We start from the raw sequence: 17885 nt of genomic DNA, 5'->3' as shown, positions 1-17885 counted from the left end.
CAGGACGCCGTGGACCCCAAGACCTCTGGATGACGTCCATGGCGTCCTGATCACCGGACGTTCGCGGCGAGGGAGGGGGCGGTGTGTTCGTGGTGAGGGAGGAGCTTTGAGGAGCGAGAGGGTTCCGTGACGGCCACTGCGGGCGGACGGACGGGAGCCGGGTGGGCCTCGTGCGGGTCTCTGGTGCCGGTTTGTGCTGGTCAGAGAGGGGGCTGCGGCGGGATCGGGGGTCCGCTGATCATCGTGGCGTCGGGTGCGCTACAGTTAACGAGCCGACGCGGGGTGGAGCAGCTCGGTAGCTCGCTGGGCTCATAACCCAGAGGTCGCAGGTTCAAATCCTGTCCCCGCTACCACGACGGAACGACCCCGGATTCTACTCCGGGGTCGTTCCGCATTTCCGCGTCCACCCGCTGCCCGATGATCAGTCGGCTCCGGCTTCCGGCTCCGGCCTTCGCCTCACCCCCGAGGAGGTCGACGCGGGGGCTTCCGGCTTTCTGCTCCGTGTCGCCTGCCGTGCTCGTGTCCGTTCCCGCTGTCGTCCACGCCTGACGCTGGCGTTCACGGGCACGGGAAGGGTGCCGGCCGAGTGGGAGGGCGGCGCCAGCGTCGGATTCCTCCCCGACCGACGTGCCGGGGTTGCGGTTGTCGGCGAGGATGTTGGCATGTCTGCATTCGGTAAGTGGTGGGGCCGGTTGACGACCGTCCTCGGAGCGGTCGTGCTGTCGGTGTTCGTGCCCGTCGCGGCTTGGGCGTCCACCGGTACGGGTGAGCTGGTGGTGGAGGCCGCCCGGCGGCGGCGCGGTGGCGGCTTCGGCTTCATCGGTCTGCTCTGCTGCCTGGTCGTGGTCGCCGGAGTCGTCTTCCTCCTCCTGCGCATGATGCGTAACCGTCGGGGCGGACCGCCGCGCTGAGGTAGGGGCGCCACCGCGCCGATGCTTCGCTTCGGTCGAGGCGCCGGGTGCTTCGACCCGGCCCGGGTCGGGGCACCCGACCCGGTACCCGGCTGGCGGTAGCCGCTCTGAGCGTCGGCGCGCCCTACCCGGTGTCCAGTCCGGGCAGTCCGGCGGTGGTCGTCGGGAGCGGCGGCGCACCCGACCCGCGCGTTGACGTTCTCCATGAGCGAGTCGGCCACCGGGCCGTTCAGGGCAGCGGTGCCGACCACCAGACCGATCGCCAGGATTGCTCGCGGGGCAGGCGTGCGTGTCCGGGCCTACCCGGCCAGCGCCGCGTCCGCCCGTGCCAGGAAGCGGGCCGCTGCCGCCCGGGGGCCGGTTTCGCCGCCGCGAACGCTCTCGGCGGCCTGCAACAGCAGTGCCCGCACCCGCAGGTGCCCCTGCGGAGGCGGGCTGGGCGCCGGCCCGAGCCGGGCGGCGAGCGTGGCGCCGAGGGCCGCCGCGCGCCGCTGTGCCGGGTCGGTGATGCTGCCCTCGACGAAGCTCCGTACGGCGAGGCTGGGGCTGAGACCGCGCTCGTGGCCGAGCGCCGCCCCCGCCTCGCCGTTGTTCGTCAGGAAGTTGATCACGTCCGCGACCAGGGCGGGGTGCCGGGTGCCGCGGAAGGCCGCCCAGTACATCGACGCCCGGTGCCACTGCGCCTCGACGGGACCCGGCATGGCGGCCACGCCGAGTTCGGAGTCGGTGAGGCGCTGGAGTTCCGGCAGCTGGTGCGACCAGGCGAACGAGGCGGCCGTGGCGCCGGTGACCACGAGCTGCCGCGTCGGCTCGCCGCCCTCGGCCTGCTCCACGAGGGCCGCGCTCGGGGTCGCCCGGCCGGAGCGGGCGCGCCGCCACAGCTCGAACCACTCGGTCAGCGCGTCGGCGCCGAAGCCGAGCTGGCGGTCGCGGTAGAACTCACCGCCCTGGCCGCGCAGCCAGAGCCAGAACGCCCGGTGGTCGCCGGACGGGTCCATCGTGCCGGCCACCCGGCCCTCGCCGACCCGGGTGACCCGCCGCGCCCAGGCGACGTACTCCGTCCAGGACATTCCCGTGCTCGGCTCGGGCAGCCGCAGCCGGCGCAGCAGCGTGCGGTCGTAGACGACGGCCGCGGTGGTCTGTCCCGCGGCGACGCCGACCGTGCGCCCGTCGACCTGCCCGTAGCGGACCAGGCCCGGGGGCAGGGTGCGCAGGTCGACGCGGTGGTCGGCGACGTAGGCGCTGAGGTCGAGGACGATCTCGCGGCGGGCGTACTCGGTGAGCATGCCGTCGTCGAGCTGGATCAGGTCGGGCACGTTGCCGCCCGCCGCCTGGGTGGCCAGCCGGTCGTAGTAGCCGTCGGCGCCCTGCCAGGTGATGCGGAAGCCGACGCGGGGATTGCGGTCGGTGTAGAGCCGCAGCACCCGTTCGGTGAGTTCGGCCCGCTTCGCCCCGCCGTACCAGAACACCGACAGCTCGACCGGCCCGGTCTCCTCCGGGGCCGCCTGGCCCTCGCTGCACCCGGTGAGCCCGCCGGCGGCGAGCACCGGCGCACCCAGCAACGCGGCGAGCACCCGACGCCGGCCCGGGTCCGCTCCGGCGCGGGGCAGCGGAAATCGGGCAGTGGGCACGGAAACTCCTGGCGGACCGGTGGGGTGGGCGGCCGGATCATTCACGCAGGCGCGGGGAGGGGTGTCAACGTACGTCCGGCCACACCACCGCACCCCAGGCGTACGCATCGATGCCCGCAGCCACCGGCCGAGGCCGGACCCGGCCCACATGGTGTACTAGGGCGCGTGGAACTTCTGCACTCGGGCAAGGTCAGGGACGTCTACGCCGACGGCGACGACCTGATCCTGGTCGCCTCCGACCGCATCTCGATCTACGACGTGGTGCTGCCGACGCCGATCCCCGACAAGGGCAAGCTGCTCACCGCGCTGTCGCTGTGGTGGTTCGAGCAACTGGCCGACCTGGTGCCGAACCACGTCGTCTCGGCCACCGACGTGCCCGCCGAGTTCGCCGGTCGGGCCGTGCGCTGCCGGCGGCTGGAGATGGTGCCCGTGGAGTGCGTCGCCCGGGGCTACCTGACCGGCGGCGGCCTGAAGGAGTACCAGCGCACCGGCGCGGTCTCCGGCGTCGAGCTGCCGCGCGGCCTGGTCGAGGCGTCGATCCTGCCCGAGCCGATCTTCACCCCGTCGACCAAGGCGCCGGTGGGGGAGCACGACGAGCCGATCACCTTCGCCGAGGTGGTGGACAAGGTCGGTGCCGAGACCGCCGAGCGGCTGCGCCGGATCACGATCGACGTCTACCGCCGGGGCGCCGAGCTGGCCGCCGACCGGGGCATCCTGGTCGCCGACACCAAGCTCGAACTGGGCTGGACGCCCGACGGCACGCTGATGCTGGGCGACGAGCTGCTCACCTCCGACTCGTCCCGGTTCTGGCCGGCGGAGTCGTACCAGCCGGGTCGGGCGCAGTTCTCCTACGACAAGCAGTACGTGCGCGACTGGGCGGTGGAGAGCGGCTGGGACAAGCAGGCCCCGGCGCCGGAGGTGCCGGCCGAGGTCGTCGAGGCGACCCGGGCCCGCTACGTGGACGTCTACGAGAAGCTCACCGGCAACCGCTGGGGCTGAGCGGGGCCGCCGGTGCCCGACCGACGCCGGGCGGCCCTGACCGACGCCGGACGGCCCCGACGAGGTTCCGGGCGGCGCGGCGACGTCGCGGGCGGCGCCACGGCGTTCCGGGCGGCGCCACCGCGTTCCGGGCGGCGCGCGCTCAGTCCACCCAGTCGAGGGTGCGCTGGACGGCCTTGCGCCAGTTGCGCAGCTCCTGCTCCCGGTGCGCCGGCGCCATCGTCGACTCCCACTGCGCGTCGGAGCGCCACTGCGCGCGCAGCGTCGCCAGGTCCGGCCAGAAGCCGACCGCCAGGCCGGCCGCGTAGGCCGCGCCGAGGCAGGTGGTCTCGGTGATCCGGGACCGGACCACCGGCACGTCGAGCACGTCGGCGAGGAACTGCATGAGCAGCCCGTTGGCGGTCATGCCGCCGTCGACCCGCAGCCGGCGCAGCGCCACGTCGGAGTCGGCGTTCATGGCGTCGACCACCTCGCGGGTCTGCCAGGCCGATGCCTCCAGCGCCGCCCGGGCGAGGTGCCCCTTGGTGATGTAGCCGGTCAGGCCGGCGACCACCCCGCGCGCGTCGCTGCGCCAGTGCGGCGCGAACAGCCCGGAGAAGGCCGGCACGATGTAGCAGCCGCCGTTGTCGTCGACGGTGCGGGCCAACTCCTCCACCTCGGACGCGGTGGAGATCAGCCCGAGGTTGTCGCGCAGCCACTGCACCAGCGAGCCGGTGACCGCGATGGCCCCCTCCAGCGCGTACGCGGCGGGCTGGCCGTGGATGCGGTAGGCGACCGTGGTGAGCAGGCCGTGGGTGGAGGGCACCGGGCTGGCACCGGTGTTGAGCAGCAGGAAGCTGCCGGTGCCGTAGGTGCACTTCGCCTCGCCCGGCTGGAAGCAGGTCTGCCCGAACAGGGCGGCCTGCTGGTCGCCGAGCGCACTGGCGACGGGCACCCCGGCCAGTACGCCCGTGGCCTCTCCGTAGACCTCCGCCGAGCTGCGGATCTCCGGCAGCATCGCGGCCGGCACGCCCATCGCGTCGAGCAGTTCCGGGTCCCAGTCGAGGGTGCGCAGGTCCATCAGCAGGGTGCGGCTGGCGTTGGTCACGTCGGTGACGTGCCGGCCGGTCAGCTTCCAGATCAGCCAGCTGTCCATCGTGCCGAAGAGCACCTCGCCGGCCTCGGCGCGCTCGCGCAGGCCGTCGACGTGCTCCAGCAGCCACCGCAGCTTCGGCCCGGCGAAGTAGGTGGCCAGCGGCAGCCCGGTGCGGGAGCGGAACCGTTCCTCGCCGTACGCCTGGTCGAGTTCGCGCAGCAGCGGCCCGGTGCGGGTGTCCTGCCAGACGACGGCGTTGGCCACCGGCCGGCCGGTGGCCCGGTCCCAGACGACGGTGGTCTCCCGCTGGTTGGTGATGCCCACGGCGGCGAGCCCGGCGGCGTCGGTGCCCGCGCCGCGCAGCGCCTCGCGGACCACCCGCTGGACGTTCTCCCAGATCTCCTCGGCGTCGTGTTCCACCCAGCCTGGCCGGGGGAAGATCTGCCGGTGCTCCCGCTGGGCCACGGAGACGATCTCCCCGGCGCGGTCGAAGACGATGCACCGCGAGGAGGTGGTGCCCTGGTCGATGGCGGCGACGTACTGGGGGGTCACGGCAGCACCGTACCCGCAGCGGCGGCGCCCCGCCGACCGGCCGCGCCCGGCCCGCCGGTCCCGGCCCCGGTCGGGGGCGGACCGGGGTGGCGTCCGTACGATGTGCGGACGTGCGTGACATCGCCGTCTTCAGTGGTACCGCCCATCCCGAACTCGCCGCCGAGATCTGCGCCCACCTCGACGTGCCGCTGCACCCGGTACGGGTGTCCCGGTTCGCCAACGACTGCCTGGAAGTGCAGTTGCAGGCCAACTGCCGGGAGCGGGACGTCTTCCTGATCCAGCCGCTGGTGCCGCCCGTACAGGAGAACCTGGTCGAGCTGCTGCTCATGATCGACGCGGCCCGGGGCGCGTCGGCCGGCCGGATCACCGTGGTGCTGCCGCACTACGCGTACGCCCGGTCGGACAAGAAGGACGCGCCGCGCATCTCGATCGGCGGGCGCCTCGTCGCCGACCTGCTCACCTCGGCGGGCGCGGACCGGGTGCTGGCGATGACCCTGCACTCACCGCAGGTGCACGGCTTCTTCAGCGTGCCGGTCGACCACCTGCACGCGCTGCGCGAGCTGGCCGACCACTTCAGCCGCTACGACCTGGGCAACACGGTGGTGGTCTCGCCGGACCTCGGCAACGCCAAGGAGGCGGCGGCGTTCGCCCGGCGGCTCGGCACCCCGGTGGCCGCCGGGGCGAAGCAGCGGTTCAGCGACGACCGGGTCAAGATCAGTGCGGTGATCGGCGACGTGGCCGACCGGGACGTCATCGTGCTCGACGACGAGATCGCCAAGGGCAGTACGGTCATCGAGCTGATGGAGCACCTGCGCGAGCTGAAGGTCCGCTCGATCCGCCTGGCCTGCACGCACGGCCTCTTCTCCAGCGACGCGTTGCGGCGGCTGAGCGGGCAGGAGGGCGTGCTGGAGATCGTCTGCACGAACACGGTGCCGATCCCCGCCGACAAGCGGGTGCCGAAGCTGCGGGTCCTGTCCGTGGCGCCGGCCCTGGCCGAGGCGATGCGCCGGATCCACAACGGCGAATCGGTGAGCGCCCTCTTCGCCTGATCCGCCCCGGCCCCCGTGCGGCGGTCAGTCGCGGCGGTGGCGGCCGGTGTGCTGGGGGGCCTCGACGGCGGTGCTGATGCGGACCGTGGTGCCGCGCGCGCCGGTCTCGACGTCCATGCTGTCGCTCAGTTCGCGGGCCAGCCAGAGACCCCACCCGCCGGCGGTGTCGGCGGCGGGGCGGCTCCGGTCGCCCAGCCGCTGCGTGCTGATTCCCTGCCCGTGGTCGGAGACCTCGCAGAACAGCTGCCCCGGCTGCCGCCACAGCCGCAGCCAGCCCCGCCCGCCGCCGTGCCGGACCGCGTTGGTGATCAGCTCGTTGACCGCGAGCACGAAGTCGTCCAGGCGCTGCCCGCTCAGCCCGGCGGCGTGCGCGCAGGAGGTGACCGAGTGGCGAAGCTCGGTCACCTGGGCCTGCTCGAAGGCCTCGGCGATGAGGAGGGAAGGTTCGATGGGCACAACCGTACGCTGTGCTCCGGGTTCCGCATTCGTCATGGCCCCGTCCCGACAGCGGATCGCGGAATTCTTTGCGGCTTTTCCACCGTACGTCAGGGTTCTGCCGGGCGCATCCGGCGGCCCGTCGGCCGACGTGGCCCGCTGTGGCATCGTGACGGGCGTGTCGACGCCGCCCGGTGGTTTCGAGGTCCCGCTCTGGCGGGCCATCGCCGTGTTCCGCGTGGCCTCCCTGGCGTACGTCTGCGCGCTGGCGCTGCGCGACGCCGACCGGTACGCCCACCCGCTGGCGGCCGCCGGCCTGGTCCTGTTGATGGCGGTCTGGACGGCCGTGACCGCCGTCGGCTACGCCGACCCGGCCCGCCGGCGCTGGCCGCTGCTCCTGGCCGACCTGGGGGTCGTCCTCGGCATCATGCTCGCCACCCCCTGGGTGATCGGGCGGGCGGCGCTCGCCGCCGGCGTGCCCACCCTCGCGGTGGCCTGGCTGGCCGGCCCGGTGCTGGCCTGGGCGGTCTCCGGCGGCCGGCGACGGGGCACGGTCGCCGCCCTCGTGCTCGGCGCGGCGGACCTGCTCACCCGCGAGCGGATCGGCGGGTCCTCGCTCACCGGGGTGATCCTGCTGCTGCTCGCCGGGGTGGTGGTCGGGCACGTCGCCCGGCTGGCCGTGACCGCCGAGGAGCGACTGCACCGGGCGGTCGAGCTGGAGGCCGCCACCCGGGAACGGGAGCGCCTGGCCCGGGACATCCACGACTCCGTGCTCCAGGTGCTCGCCCTGGTGCAGCGGCGCGGCGCCCACCTCGACGGCGAGGCCGGGGAACTGGCCCGGCTCGCCGGGGAACAGGAGGCCGCGCTGCGCGCCCTGATCGGCGGCGCCGCGTCGGCCGGGACCGTCGCCGACGGCGGGCCGGTGGACCTGCGCGGGCTGCTCAACCGGTACGCCTCGGCCTCGGTCTCGCTCTCCGCGCCGGCGACCCCGGTGCCGCTGCCCGGGCCGGTCGCCCACGAGTTGGCCGCCGCGACCGCCGCCGCCCTCGACAACGTGGCCCGGCACACGGACGGGCGGGCGTGGGTGCTGGTCGAGGACGAGGGGACGACGGTGACCGTGTCGATCCGCGACGAGGGACCGGGCTTCGCGGCCGGCCGGCTGGAGGAGGCCGCCGCCGAGGGCCGGCTCGGCGTGGCCCGGTCGATCCGGGGCCGCCTCGCCGACCTCGGCGGCACGGTGCGGATCACCTCCGCGCCGGACGTCGGCACCGAGCTGGAACTGACCGTGGAAAGGGAGGGCCGGTGAGCGCGAGGAGTGAGCCGGGTCTGCGAGCCCCGCAGTCGCGAACGAAGGAGGGGCCGGTGAGCGCGAGGAGTGAGCCGGGTCTGCGAGCCCCGCAGTCGCGAACGAAGGAGGTACGGCCGTGACGGGCGTGCGGGTGATGGTCGTGGACGACCACCCGATGTGGCGTGAGGGGGTGGCCCGGGACCTCACCGAGGCCGGCCACGTCGTCGTCGCCACCACCGGCGAGGGCCGGCAGGCGGTACGGGTGGCTGCCGCCGCCCGGCCCGACGTGGTCGTCCTCGACCTGCAACTGCCGGACGTCTCGGGGGTGGAGGTGATCCACGGGTTGCGTGCCGTGCTGCCGCAGGTGCGGGTGCTGATGCTCTCGGCCAGCGGCGAGCAGCAGAGCGTGCTGGACGCGGTGAAGGCGGGCGCCACCGGCTACCTGGTGAAGTCGGCCGCCCCGGCGGAGTTCCTGGAGGCGGTGCGCCGGACGGCGGCGGGGGAGCCGGTGTTCACGCCCGGCCTGGCCGGGCTGGTGCTCGGCGAGTACCGCCGGCTCGCGGCCGCCCCGGGCGGTGCCGAACCGGGCGGGCGGGACGTTCGGGGAGCCGGCCCGGCCCCCCAGCTCACCGACCGGGAGACCGAGGTGCTGCGCCTGGTCGCCAAGGGGATGTCCTACAAGCAGATCGCCGAGCGGCTCGGGTTGTCCCACCGCACGGTGCAGAACCACGTGCAGAACACGCTCGGCAAGCTCCAGCTGCACAACCGCGTCGAGCTGACCCGGTACGCGATCGAACGGGGCCTGGACGACTGAGGGCCGCCGGGGAACCGACCCGAAGGGTTCCCCGACGGCCCCGGGACGGCTCAGACCGAGTGCGGTGGGCGCGTCTCGTGGATGGCCAGCTCCTCGGCGCTCGCGCCGCCGCCAGCCGAACCGGCGTCGTACGCCACCGAGTCGGTCTCCTGGTCGGTGTGCGCCCCCTCGTCCGGTTCGACGAGCCGGCCGACCTCGGCGTCGGCGACGCTGCCGAGCTGGCCGTGGTCGTAGAGGGAGACCGGCGAGTTCGGGTCGGAGGTGGGTCCGGGGTCGAGCACGTCCGCGTCGAGCTGGGCCTGGGCCGCGGCCTCCTCGCTGTCGGCCTCGGCGGCGATGTCCGGGTCGACGGGGCCAGCCAGCGGATCGTCGGCTGGGCGTTCGTACAGCTCCCGGTCGAGCTTGTAGTCGAGCGACTCGCCGTCGAGCTGCTCCTCGGCGGTGGTCCCGAACCGGTCCACCGCGACCGGCGTCCGGTCGCCCGGCAGCTGGGCCGGCTCCGGGCCGTCCGCCTCGCGCCCGGTCAGGACGTCGTCGTTGGCGGTCGAGTCGTCGTCGGCGGTGTCGGGCAGGCCCTCCGCCTCGGGGTCGGACACGGGGGTCGGGTACTCGTCGTCGCGCATGGCTGACCACTACCCACCTCCCTGGCGGCATAACCGGTGCCGGCCGTGGCCATCCGGGCGGAAGGGGCACCTCCGGGGACGGCGGGGCAGGATCGGGGCGCCGTCAGCCGTGCTCGCCGGCCTCGTCGGCCACGTGCAGCACGCACCAGACGACCTTGCCGTCCGGCACCCGGCTGCTGCCCCAGCTGCGGGCCACGGTGTCGATCAGCAGCAGGCCGCGCCCGCCCGCGACGTCCAGCGGGGCCGTCCCGGTGAACGCCGGCTGCCGGGACGAGTGGTCGCGTACCGCCAGGTGCAGGTGGTCGTCCCGGGGCGCCAGGCGGACCGTCATCGGGGTGCGCGCGTGGGCGACGACGTTGTTCACCATCTCGGTGACGGCGATGCACGCGGGTTCGACCAGCTCGGGCAGGCCCCAGGCTCCGCAGCCCTCCGCCACGAGCTGCCGGGCCTGCCGGGCGGCCCCGACGACGGGCGGCAGGTCGGCCTCGACCACCGCGGCCAGCGGCGCGGCGGCCAGCCCGGCCATCGCCCCGTCCAGGGTCGGCCAGGCCGGCACCCCCTCGACGGCACCGGTCGGATCGCAGAGCAGCAGGTCGGCGGCGGGCCAGTGGCGCACCTCCCGGCGCACCTGCGTGAAGACGTCCCGGGCCGTCGGGTCGGTCACCCGCAGGTCGGTGAGGTCCGCCACGACCGCGCCGGGCCGTTCGCAGAGGTGGGCGAGCAGGCCGTCGCGCACGGCGTCCGTGGCGGAGTGGTCGAGCACGCCGGTCACCCGGAGCACCCCGGAGGACTCGTCGGCCTTCACCTGGCAGCGCGCGTCGGTCGCCATGATCGCCCTATTCTGCACTGCCCGCGCGGTGTGCGCACCCGACCGCTCGCTGCCGGACATCAGCGGTTCGTCCGCGCCCGGCGGGTCATCGCGGCCACCGTCCCGACGGCGGTTCCCGCAGCCGCCAGCCCGAAGGCGGCGGTCATCCGGACCAGGTGCCGCCGCCGGCCGTGCCAGCCGCCCTCGCGCCGCGCCGCCGCATCGGCGCGGAAGACGTTGCCGGTGCTCTCCGGTCGCGGGGCGGGCCCGAACTGGGTGCGGTGCGTGTACCAACCGAGGACCCGCTCGGCGAGCGCCGGGGCCAGCCGCCACTGGAGGCCGATCAGCCGGGCGGCCCCACCGGCGTACGCCTCACGCCTCGGGCGGCGCAGCAGCCGGACGATCGTCTCGGCCACCACCTCCGGCGGGTAGACCGGGGGCGGCGGCACCAGCTCCCGGCCGCTGTGGTTGGCGGCGTGCCCGAAGAACGGGGTGTCGATGGTGGCCGGCAGCACCGTGCAGATGGAGATGTCGCCCCGCCCGGTGACCCGCATCTCCTGCCGGACCGTGTCGGCCAGCCCGCGGATGCCGTGCTTCGCGGCGTTGTACGCCGACTGGTAGGGCATCGCCACCTCGGCCAGCACCGACGCGTTGTTGACCAGTACGCCGCCCCCCGCCGCGCTCAGCTGGGGCAGGGCGGCCCGGGTGCCGTACGCGGCGCCGAGCAGGTTCACCTCCAGCACCCGTCGGAACTCCTCCACCGGGATCTCGTCGAAGAGCCCGACCGCGCCGACGGCCGCGTTGTTGATCCAGCCGTCGATCCTGCCGAACTCGGCGACGGCGCGGGCGGCGAGGCGCTCGACTGCCGCCGGGTCGGTCACGTCGGTCGGCACCACCAGTGCCCGCCCGCCCAGTTCCCGGCACCGCTGGGCCACCTCCTCCAGCGCCGCCTCGCTGCGGGCGGCCAGCACGACGGCGGTGCCGCGCCGGGCGAGGGCGTACGCGGTGGCCGTACCGATGCCGCTGGAGGCACCGGTGAGCACGACGGTGGCGTCGGCGAGGCTGCGGGTCAGAGGCATTCTTCGCCCGTACCCCCCTCGGCAGGCGTCATGCGGCCGGGGCCGGGTCGGAATTGCCCCGGCTTCGGGTGCGGCAGGCCGCGCCGCGACAGTTGCCGTCGCGCAAGCATCCGCCGGGCTCTTCCCGATCTGCCAGGTTTCGGCTCCCGGGAGTTCGGTTAATGGGACCCTCTGACCGAGGACCACCGCTTGAGAAGATCGCATGGAGGTGACCCATGCGCGTCGGCCTCGTCTGCGCGCACGCCGGCCCGCCCAAGGGCACCGACGGCCTGACCGTCGGCACCCACCAGCACATCGCCCGGGTCGCCGCCGAACTCGCCGCGCGGGGCCACGACGTCCGGGTGTACGAACGCCGCGACGACCCCGACCTGCCGGAGACGGCGACGGTCGACGGTTACCGGGTGGAGCGGGTCCCGGTCGGCCCGGCCGCCCCGCTGCCCACCGCCGAGCTGGTGCCGTACGTGTCCGCGTTCGGCGCCTGGCTGGCCGACCGGTGGGTGGGCGACTGGCACCCCGAGGTGGTCCACGGGCACTACTGGGTCGGCGGGCTGGCCGCCGCGCACGCGGTCCGCGAGACCGACATCCCGGTGGTGCAGACCTTCCACTCCCTGGGCGTCGAGCAGCTGCGCCACCTCGGCCGGATGTACGACGGCCCGGGGGAGCGGATCCCGCTGGAGCGCGCGCTGACCCGGGCGGTGGACATCGCGGTCGCCCAGTGCACCGACGAGGTCGACGAGCTGACCCGGATGGGACTGCAACGCACCTCCGTGGCGATGGTGCCGGCCGGCGTCGACACCACGCAGTTCCACCCCGACGGCGAGGCCGCTCCCCGCGACCGGCGGGCCCGGATCCTCTCCGTCGGCGGGCTCTCGGCCGGGCACGGCCAGGAGGACCTGATCCGGGCCATGCGGCTGGTCGGCGACGCCGAACTCGTGATCGCCGGCGGCCCGCCCGCCGGGCAGCTCGCCAGCCACGCCGAGGCCCGCCGGCTGCGCGAGCTGGCCGAGCGCAGCGGGGTGGCCGAGCAGGTGAAGCTGGTGGGCGCGGTGCCGCACGAGCAGATGGCCACCTGGTACCGCTCGGCGGACGTGGTCGCCTGCACGCCGCACTACTCCTCCGCCGGCCGGGTGTCGCTGGAGGCGATGGCCTGCGGGGTGCCGGTGGTGGGCTACTCCATGGGCGGCATCGCCGACGCGGTGGTCGACGAGGTCACCGGCCGGCTGGTGCCGCCGGGCGACGTCCGCACGCTGGGCGTGACGCTGCGCCGGCTGCTCTCCGACAACGCCGGGCGGTTCGCGTACGGGCACGCCGCCGTCGACCGGGTGCGGTGCAGCTACACCTGGGAGCGGACGGCCGGCGCGCTGGAGCGCCTCTACGAGCGGGTGGTGAGCCGGCGCAAGCCGGTCGAGGCGGCCTGACCCGGCTCCTCAGAGCGGTCGGCCGGGCGCTCCGACGCCCACCATGCCCCGGTCGGGTTCCCCGGCGACGGCGTGGTGGTGCTGGGGTTCGGCGTACCGGGTGAGACCGATGACGGCCGCGAGCGTGACCAGGAACCCGACGGCGGCGAGCCACTCCCGCCCGGGCCAGATCTTGTCGTTGAGCAGCAGCAGGCCGACGATCGCGGCGGGCACCGCCCCGGCGGCGTCCATCGCCGCCACGGCGGCCGTGGTCGAGCCGCGCTGCATGGCGAGGCCGAGCAGCAGCTGACCGACGATCGAGTGGACGATCAGCAGGTAGAGCAGCGGGTCCCGGACGAACGCCTCCGGCGTCGGGGAGGAGGCGAGGGGTCGGGCGGCCACTGCGGCGGCCGAGAACGCCAGCCCGGCCAGCGCGCCGAGCGCCACCGAGCCGGGCGCCCCGTGCAGGCGTACGGCGAAGAAGCCGATGACCGCGATCACGCCGAGCGCCACCGCCAGGGCGACCAGCCCGGCGGTGCCGAGCGGCTTGGCCGGCGCGGGCTCGGCGGAGAGCACCAGCGCGGTGATCCCGGCGAACAGCAGCACCAGCAGCGCCACCTCGGCGGCCGGCAGCCGCCACTTCAGCACCAGCACGCCGAGCAGGGCGGTCACCCCGAGGCCGGCGGCGACGCTGGACTGGACCAGGAACAGCGGCAGGTCCCGGCGGGCGAGCAGGGCCAGCACGAACCCGGCCACCTGGCAGCCGAGCCCGACCAGGTACGTGCGGTGCCCCGCCAGCCGCAGCAGCAGCCCCGGGTCGAAGGTGTGGTGCACGGTGGTGCGGGCGGCAGCCACCGACTGGAGGAGGTTGGCGACGCCGTACGCGACGATCATGGCCGCGAGGAAGCACCAACCGGAGGAGACCACCTGGCGAGGATAGAGGCTGCCGGAGGTCAGTGCTCGGTTGGCCGACCCAGCCGGGCGAGGATGTCGGCGTGCAACGCGCCGTTGCTGGCCACGGCGCTGCTCTCGGTCCCGGCGTCGCCGGAGGGGGCGGGCCGGCCGGCCAGATCGGTGAACGTGCCGCCCGCCTCGGTGACGATCGGCACCAGCGCGGCGACGTCCCACAGCGACAGCTCCGGCTCCACCATCACGTCCAGCGCGCCCTCGGCCAGCAGCATGTAGCCGTAGAAGTCGCCGTACGCCCGGCTGCGCCAGGTGTCCCGCATGAGCTGGAGCATCGCGTCCAGCCGCCCGGCGGACTCCCACCCCGTCAGCGACGAGTAGCAGAAGCTCGCGTCGGCGAGGTCGCGGACCGCGGAGACCCGGATCGGCACGCCGCTCGCGGCGTCGGGCCCCGCGTACGCCCCCTCGCTGAGCGCGCCCCACCAGCGGCGGCCGAGCGCCGGCGCGGAGACCAGCCCGGCGACCGGTCGGTCGCCCTCCAGCAGCGCGATCAGGGTGGCCCACACCGGTACGCCGCGGATGAAGTTCTTCGTGCCGTCGATCGGGTCGACCACCCAGCGCCGGCCGTCCGGGCCGCTGGCGGGCTGCTCGCCGTACTCCTCGCCCAGCAGGCCGTCGGCCGGCCGGTGCGCGGCCAGCAGCGCCCGGATCTCCCGCTCGACCGCGGTGTCCGCGTCGGAGACCGGCGTCAGGTCGGGCTTCGCCTCGACCCGCAGGTCGAGCGCGCGGAACCGGGCCGTGGAGACGGCGTCGGCGGCGTCGGCGAGCAGGTGGGCGAGGGCGATGTCGTCGGCGTACCGGGGCATGCCCCAAACGGTAGCGGCGATGAGCTCAGGACCCCGCGCGGGTAGCCGTGCCCGCCTTCCGCGCGCGACTGCGGGGCTCGCAAGCTCACTCCTCGCGCACGCAGCCGTGCCCGCCTTCCGCGCGCGACTGCGGGGCTCGCAAGCTCACTCCTCGCGCACGCCGGGATTCCGCTGGTCGGGTTCGCGCGCGTCGCCCTCGCCCGACCGGGAGGCCAGCAGCCGGCGGTACGAGGCCAGCCGGCGCGGATCGGCCTTGCCCGCGGCGACCCAGGCGTCCAGCCCGCAGTCAACCTCGTCCGGCGTGTGCGGGCAGTTGGCGGGACAGTCGACCGTCCCCTCGACCAGGTCGGGGAAGCCGTGCAGCAGGCTGTCGGCGGAGACGTGCGCGAGCCCGAAGCTGCGTACCCCCGGGGTGTCGACGATCCAGCCGGCGGCGTCCCCGCCGCGCGGTGGGTCGCCGGGCAGCCGGGGCAGGCGCAGCGCCACCGCGCTCGTGGAGGTGTGCCGGCCCCGGCCGATCGCGCTGACCGTGCCGACCGCCCGGGCGGCGTCCGGCACGAGCCGGTTGACCAGCGTCGACTTGCCCACCCCCGAGTGCCCCACCATGACCGAGATCCGCCCGGCGAGCAAGTCGCGCAGGGCGTCGAGGTCGGAGTCCGGGCGGATCAGCACGTACGGCAGCTCCAGCTCGGCGTAGTAGCCGAGCACCGTCTCGGGGCCGGCCAGGTCGGCCTTGGTGAGGCAGAGCAGCGGCTCGATGCCGGCGTCGTACGCGGCCACCAGGCACCGGTCGATGAACCCGGTGCGCGGCGGCGGGTCGGCCAGCGCGCTGACGATGACCAGTTGGTCGGCGTTGGCGACGACCACCCGTTCCAGCCGACCCTCGGCGGTGGTCTCGTCGTCGTCGGCGGTGCGCCGCAGCACCGACGTGCGCTCGGCGATCCGGACGATGCGGGCCAGCGCCCCGGCCGCGCCGGAGGTGTCGCCGACCAGGCCGACGCGGTCGCCGACCACCACCGACTTGCGCCCCAGTTCCCGGGCCCGCATCGCGGTGACCAGGGGTGCGTCGGGCCCGGCGCCGGGCGGCACGCACGTGTAGCGGCCCCGGTCGACGGCGATCACGAAGCCGTCCACCGCGTCGGCGTGCAGGGGGCGCGTGCGGGTACGCGGGCGCGACGACCTGCCCGGCCGGACCCGGACGTCGTCCTCGTCGTACTCCCGCCGTCTGGTCGTCAGGACCGCCCCCCGTCGTGTCAGCTCTTGCCGGTCACCATCGCCGACCATAGTGCCGGAAACTCCGGCATGGTCTTCGAGGTGCACGCCACGTCGCTCAGCTCGACGCCCGGAACGGCCAGGCCGGCCACGGCGGCGGCGTGCGCCATCCGGTGGTCGTGGTAGGTCTCGAACACCCCGCCGTGCAGCGGCCGGGGCCGGATCTCCAGCCCGTCGGGGGACTCGGTGATGTCGGCGCCGAGGGCGGTGAACTCCCGCGCCAGCGCGGTCAGCCGGTCGGTCTCGTGGCCCCGGATGTGGCCGACGCCGGTGAACACCGACGGCGAGTCGGCGAGCATGGCCAGCGCGGTCAGCGCCGGGGTCAGCTCGCTGACGTCGGAGAGGTCGGCGGTCAGGCCGTGCACGGCGCCGGTGCCCCGGACCGTCAGCCCGCCGGTGGAGAGGGTCACCTCGCCGCCCATCCGCTGGAGCAGCGAACGGAGCTGCTCGACGGGCTGGGCGCTGCTGCGCGGCCAGCCCTGGAGGGTCACCTCGCCGCCGGTGACCAGGGCGGCGGCGAAGAACGGCACGGCGCCCGACAGGTCGGGCTCGATCTGCCAGCCGCGCCCCGTCAGCGGGCCGGGCTCGACCACCCACACGTCGGGGGTGCCGTCGTCGACGGCCGCGCCCGCGGCCCGCAGCATCTGCACGGTCATCCGCAGGTGCGGCGCGGAGGGCACCGGCGGGCCCACGTGCCGGACCACCACGCCCCGGTCGAAGCGCGGCGCGGCCAGCAGCAGCCCGGAGACGAGCTGGCTGGACGCGGAGGCGTCGATCACCACCTCGCCGCCGACCACCCGCCCGGCGCCCAGCACGGTCAGCGGCAGGCTGCCGGTGGCGGGGGCGTCCACGCGTACGCCGAGGGAGCGCAGCGCCCCGATCAGCGGGCCGAGGGGCCGGGTGCGGGCCTGCGGGTCGCCGTCGAGGGTGATCCGCCCGTCGGCGAGGCCCGCCACGGGTGGGACGAAGCGCATCACGGTGCCGGCCAGGCCGACGTCGACGTGCGCGGGGCCGACCAGCGGGTGGGGGCGGACCAGCCAGCGCTCGTCGTCGCTGATCGACATGTGCGCGCCCATGGCGCGCAGCCCGGCGGCCATCAGCTCGGTGTCCCGGGCGCGCAGCGGCCCGGCCAGGGTCGAGGGACCGCCGGCCAGGGCGCTCAGCACCAGGGCGCGCGCGGTCATCGACTTGGACCCGGGCAGGCGCAGCGTCGCCGCGACCGGGTCGGAGGCGGTCGGAGCTGTCCACGGCTGCGGCGGCCGGGTCGCGATCAGGTTCCCCACGCCTCCATTCTGCCGTGTCCGGGGGCGGGTGCGGCCGGCCGGCGCGGCTACTCCCGGTCAGCGGGACAGCCGGACGACGCGCGGCGGGTTAGCGTGTGCGACATGTGCGGGAGGTACGCGACGACCCGGAGCGCGGGCGACCTGAGCGCGCTGTTCGAGTCCCAGGACGAGACCGGCGGCGGCGTCGGCCCCGACCACAACGTCGCGCCCACCGACAGGGTGCCGTTGGTGCGGGTCAGCCCGGAGGGCCACCGCGCGCTGTCCGTCGGCCGTTGGGGTCTGGTCCCGTCCTGGTCCCGGTCGCCGTCCGGCGCCGCCCGCATGATCAACGCCCGTGCCGAGACGGTCGCCACCAGCCGGGCGTACGCGGGGGCCTTCGCCCGCCGCCGCTGCCTCGTCCCGGCCGACGGCTGGTACGAGTGGGTCCGCTCGGCGGACGGGCGCAAGCAGCCCTTCTACATGACCCCGTCGGACGGCTCGGTGCTGGCCTTCGCCGGCATCTGGTCGGTCTGGGAGGGCTCCGCCGACCCGCTGCTGACCTTCAGCGTCCTCACCACGGCCGCTCTGGGCGAGCTGGCCGAGGTGCACGACCGGATGCCGCTGCTGCTGCCCCGGGAGCGCTGGGGGGCCTGGCTGGCGTCGACCGACGAGCCGGAGGGCCTGCTCGCGCCCCCGCCGCCGTCCTGGCTCGCGACGCTGGAGATCCGCCCGGTGGGCACGGCGGTGGGGGACGTGCGCAACGACGGGCCGCAGTTGACCGAGCGGGTGCCGCTCGCGCGGGCCGCCGGGCCGCAGGAGATGACGCTTTTCTGACAGTCCGACACATTGTCGGGAGTGATTTACCAGAGTTGCGGACGAAACGTCGCCCCCGCGTTCACCCGTATTCGCCGTGAAGTC

16 protein-coding genes, 1 tRNA gene and 1 pseudogene are annotated in these 17885 nt (G+C 74.9%); 8 read left to right on the top strand and 10 right to left on the bottom strand.

All coding sequences use genetic code 11. The features are described from left to right. Window positions 1-276 precede the first annotated feature (276 nt). A tRNA-Met gene (locus CLT72_RS16740) sits at window positions 277-353 on the top strand. Between the two features lie 309 nt (window positions 354-662). Continuing rightward, entirely contained in the window at window positions 663-911 is a 249-nt protein-coding gene (locus CLT72_RS16735; protein ID WP_101412639.1) for a hypothetical protein, read from the top strand. Between the two features lie 299 nt (window positions 912-1210). Here CLT72_RS16735 and CLT72_RS16730 read toward each other — a convergent pair whose 3' ends face one another. Next, window positions 1211-2542 (bottom strand): ABC transporter substrate-binding protein, encoded by a 1332-nt coding sequence (locus CLT72_RS16730; RefSeq protein WP_358164069.1) that lies wholly within the window; start codon window positions 2540-2542, stop codon window positions 1211-1213. A 165-nt stretch (window positions 2543-2707) separates the two neighbouring features. Between CLT72_RS16730 and CLT72_RS16725 the strand changes: the two genes are divergently transcribed. Continuing rightward, a complete protein-coding gene (locus CLT72_RS16725) occupies window positions 2708-3541 on the top strand; it encodes a phosphoribosylaminoimidazolesuccinocarboxamide synthase (RefSeq protein ID WP_101412638.1) in 834 nt (277 codons plus the stop codon). A gap of 142 nt (window positions 3542-3683) precedes the next feature. Here CLT72_RS16725 and glpK read toward each other — a convergent pair whose 3' ends face one another. Further along, entirely contained in the window at window positions 3684-5168 is a 1485-nt protein-coding gene (glpK, locus tag CLT72_RS16720; RefSeq protein ID WP_101412637.1) for a glycerol kinase GlpK, read from the bottom strand. Between the two features lie 110 nt (window positions 5169-5278). Here glpK and CLT72_RS16715 point away from each other — a divergent pair, with 110 nt between their 5' ends. Next, entirely contained in the window at window positions 5279-6217 is a 939-nt protein-coding gene (locus tag CLT72_RS16715; protein WP_101412636.1) for a ribose-phosphate diphosphokinase, read from the top strand. A 24-nt stretch (window positions 6218-6241) separates the two neighbouring features. On the opposite strand, the gene CLT72_RS16710 is transcribed toward CLT72_RS16715, so the two are convergent. After that, entirely contained in the window at window positions 6242-6709 is a 468-nt protein-coding gene (locus CLT72_RS16710; RefSeq protein ID WP_101412635.1) for an ATP-binding protein, read from the bottom strand. Between the two features lie 121 nt (window positions 6710-6830). On the opposite strand from CLT72_RS16710, the gene macS reads away from it, so the two are divergent. Together macS and CLT72_RS16700 are read left to right on the top strand one after the other, a co-directional pair. Continuing rightward, a complete protein-coding gene (gene macS / locus CLT72_RS16705) occupies window positions 6831-7958 on the top strand; it encodes a MacS family sensor histidine kinase (protein WP_101412634.1) in 1128 nt (375 codons plus the stop codon). Window positions 7959-8094: 136 nt separating this feature from the next. Continuing rightward, window positions 8095-8754, top strand: a complete 660-nt coding sequence (locus tag CLT72_RS16700; RefSeq protein WP_101415220.1) for a response regulator — start codon at window positions 8095-8097, stop codon at window positions 8752-8754. Window positions 8755-8804: 50 nt separating this feature from the next. On the opposite strand, the gene CLT72_RS16695 is transcribed toward CLT72_RS16700, so the two are convergent. From CLT72_RS16695 to CLT72_RS16685, 3 genes are all read right to left on the bottom strand, one after another. After that, on the bottom strand, window positions 8805-9377 hold the full coding sequence (locus tag CLT72_RS16695) for a DUF5709 domain-containing protein (protein WP_101412633.1): 573 nt from the start codon (window positions 9375-9377) through the stop codon (window positions 8805-8807). 103 nt (window positions 9378-9480) lie between these two features. After that, on the bottom strand, window positions 9481-10206 hold the full coding sequence (locus tag CLT72_RS16690) for an ATP-binding protein (RefSeq protein WP_250100456.1): 726 nt from the start codon (window positions 10204-10206) through the stop codon (window positions 9481-9483). A gap of 59 nt (window positions 10207-10265) precedes the next feature. Continuing rightward, window positions 10266-11264 carry an SDR family oxidoreductase gene (locus CLT72_RS16685; protein WP_101412631.1) on the bottom strand — a complete coding sequence of 333 codons (999 nt, stop codon included), beginning with the start codon at window positions 11262-11264 and terminating at the stop codon, window positions 10266-10268. Between the two features lie 215 nt (window positions 11265-11479). Here CLT72_RS16685 and CLT72_RS16680 point away from each other — a divergent pair, with 215 nt between their 5' ends. Next, window positions 11480-12682: a glycosyltransferase gene (locus CLT72_RS16680; protein WP_101412630.1), complete on the top strand. Its 1203-nt coding sequence runs from the start codon at window positions 11480-11482 to the stop codon at window positions 12680-12682. Here the strand turns inward: CLT72_RS16680 and CLT72_RS16675 are convergent. From CLT72_RS16675 to aroA, 4 genes and pseudogenes are all read right to left on the bottom strand, one after another. Continuing rightward, window positions 12637-13555: pseudogene (locus CLT72_RS16675) on the bottom strand (hypothetical protein). The gene CLT72_RS16680 and the pseudogene CLT72_RS16675 sit on opposite strands and share 46 nt — an antisense overlap. Window positions 13556-13614: 59 nt before the next feature. Then, complete coding sequence (gene hisN / locus CLT72_RS16670) at window positions 13615-14433, bottom strand: histidinol-phosphatase (RefSeq protein ID WP_101412629.1); 819 nt, start codon at window positions 14431-14433, stop codon at window positions 13615-13617. A 144-nt stretch (window positions 14434-14577) separates the two neighbouring features. Continuing rightward, a complete protein-coding gene (gene rsgA / locus CLT72_RS16665; RefSeq protein WP_199184586.1) occupies window positions 14578-15717 on the bottom strand; it encodes a ribosome small subunit-dependent GTPase A in 1140 nt (379 codons plus the stop codon). Then, window positions 15687-16988 (bottom strand): 3-phosphoshikimate 1-carboxyvinyltransferase, encoded by a 1302-nt coding sequence (aroA, locus tag CLT72_RS16660; protein ID WP_101412628.1) that lies wholly within the window; start codon window positions 16986-16988, stop codon window positions 15687-15689. Before aroA ends, rsgA begins: the two co-directional genes overlap by 31 nt. Before the next feature lie 102 nt (window positions 16989-17090). Between aroA and CLT72_RS16655 the strand changes: the two genes are divergently transcribed. Further along, a complete protein-coding gene (locus CLT72_RS16655) occupies window positions 17091-17801 on the top strand; it encodes an SOS response-associated peptidase (protein ID WP_101412627.1) in 711 nt (236 codons plus the stop codon). Window positions 17802-17885: the final 84 nt, after the last annotated feature.

The sequence above is a fragment of the Micromonospora sp. CNZ309 genome (assembly GCF_002846525.1).
This window is presented reverse-complemented; position numbering and strand designations above follow the sequence as displayed.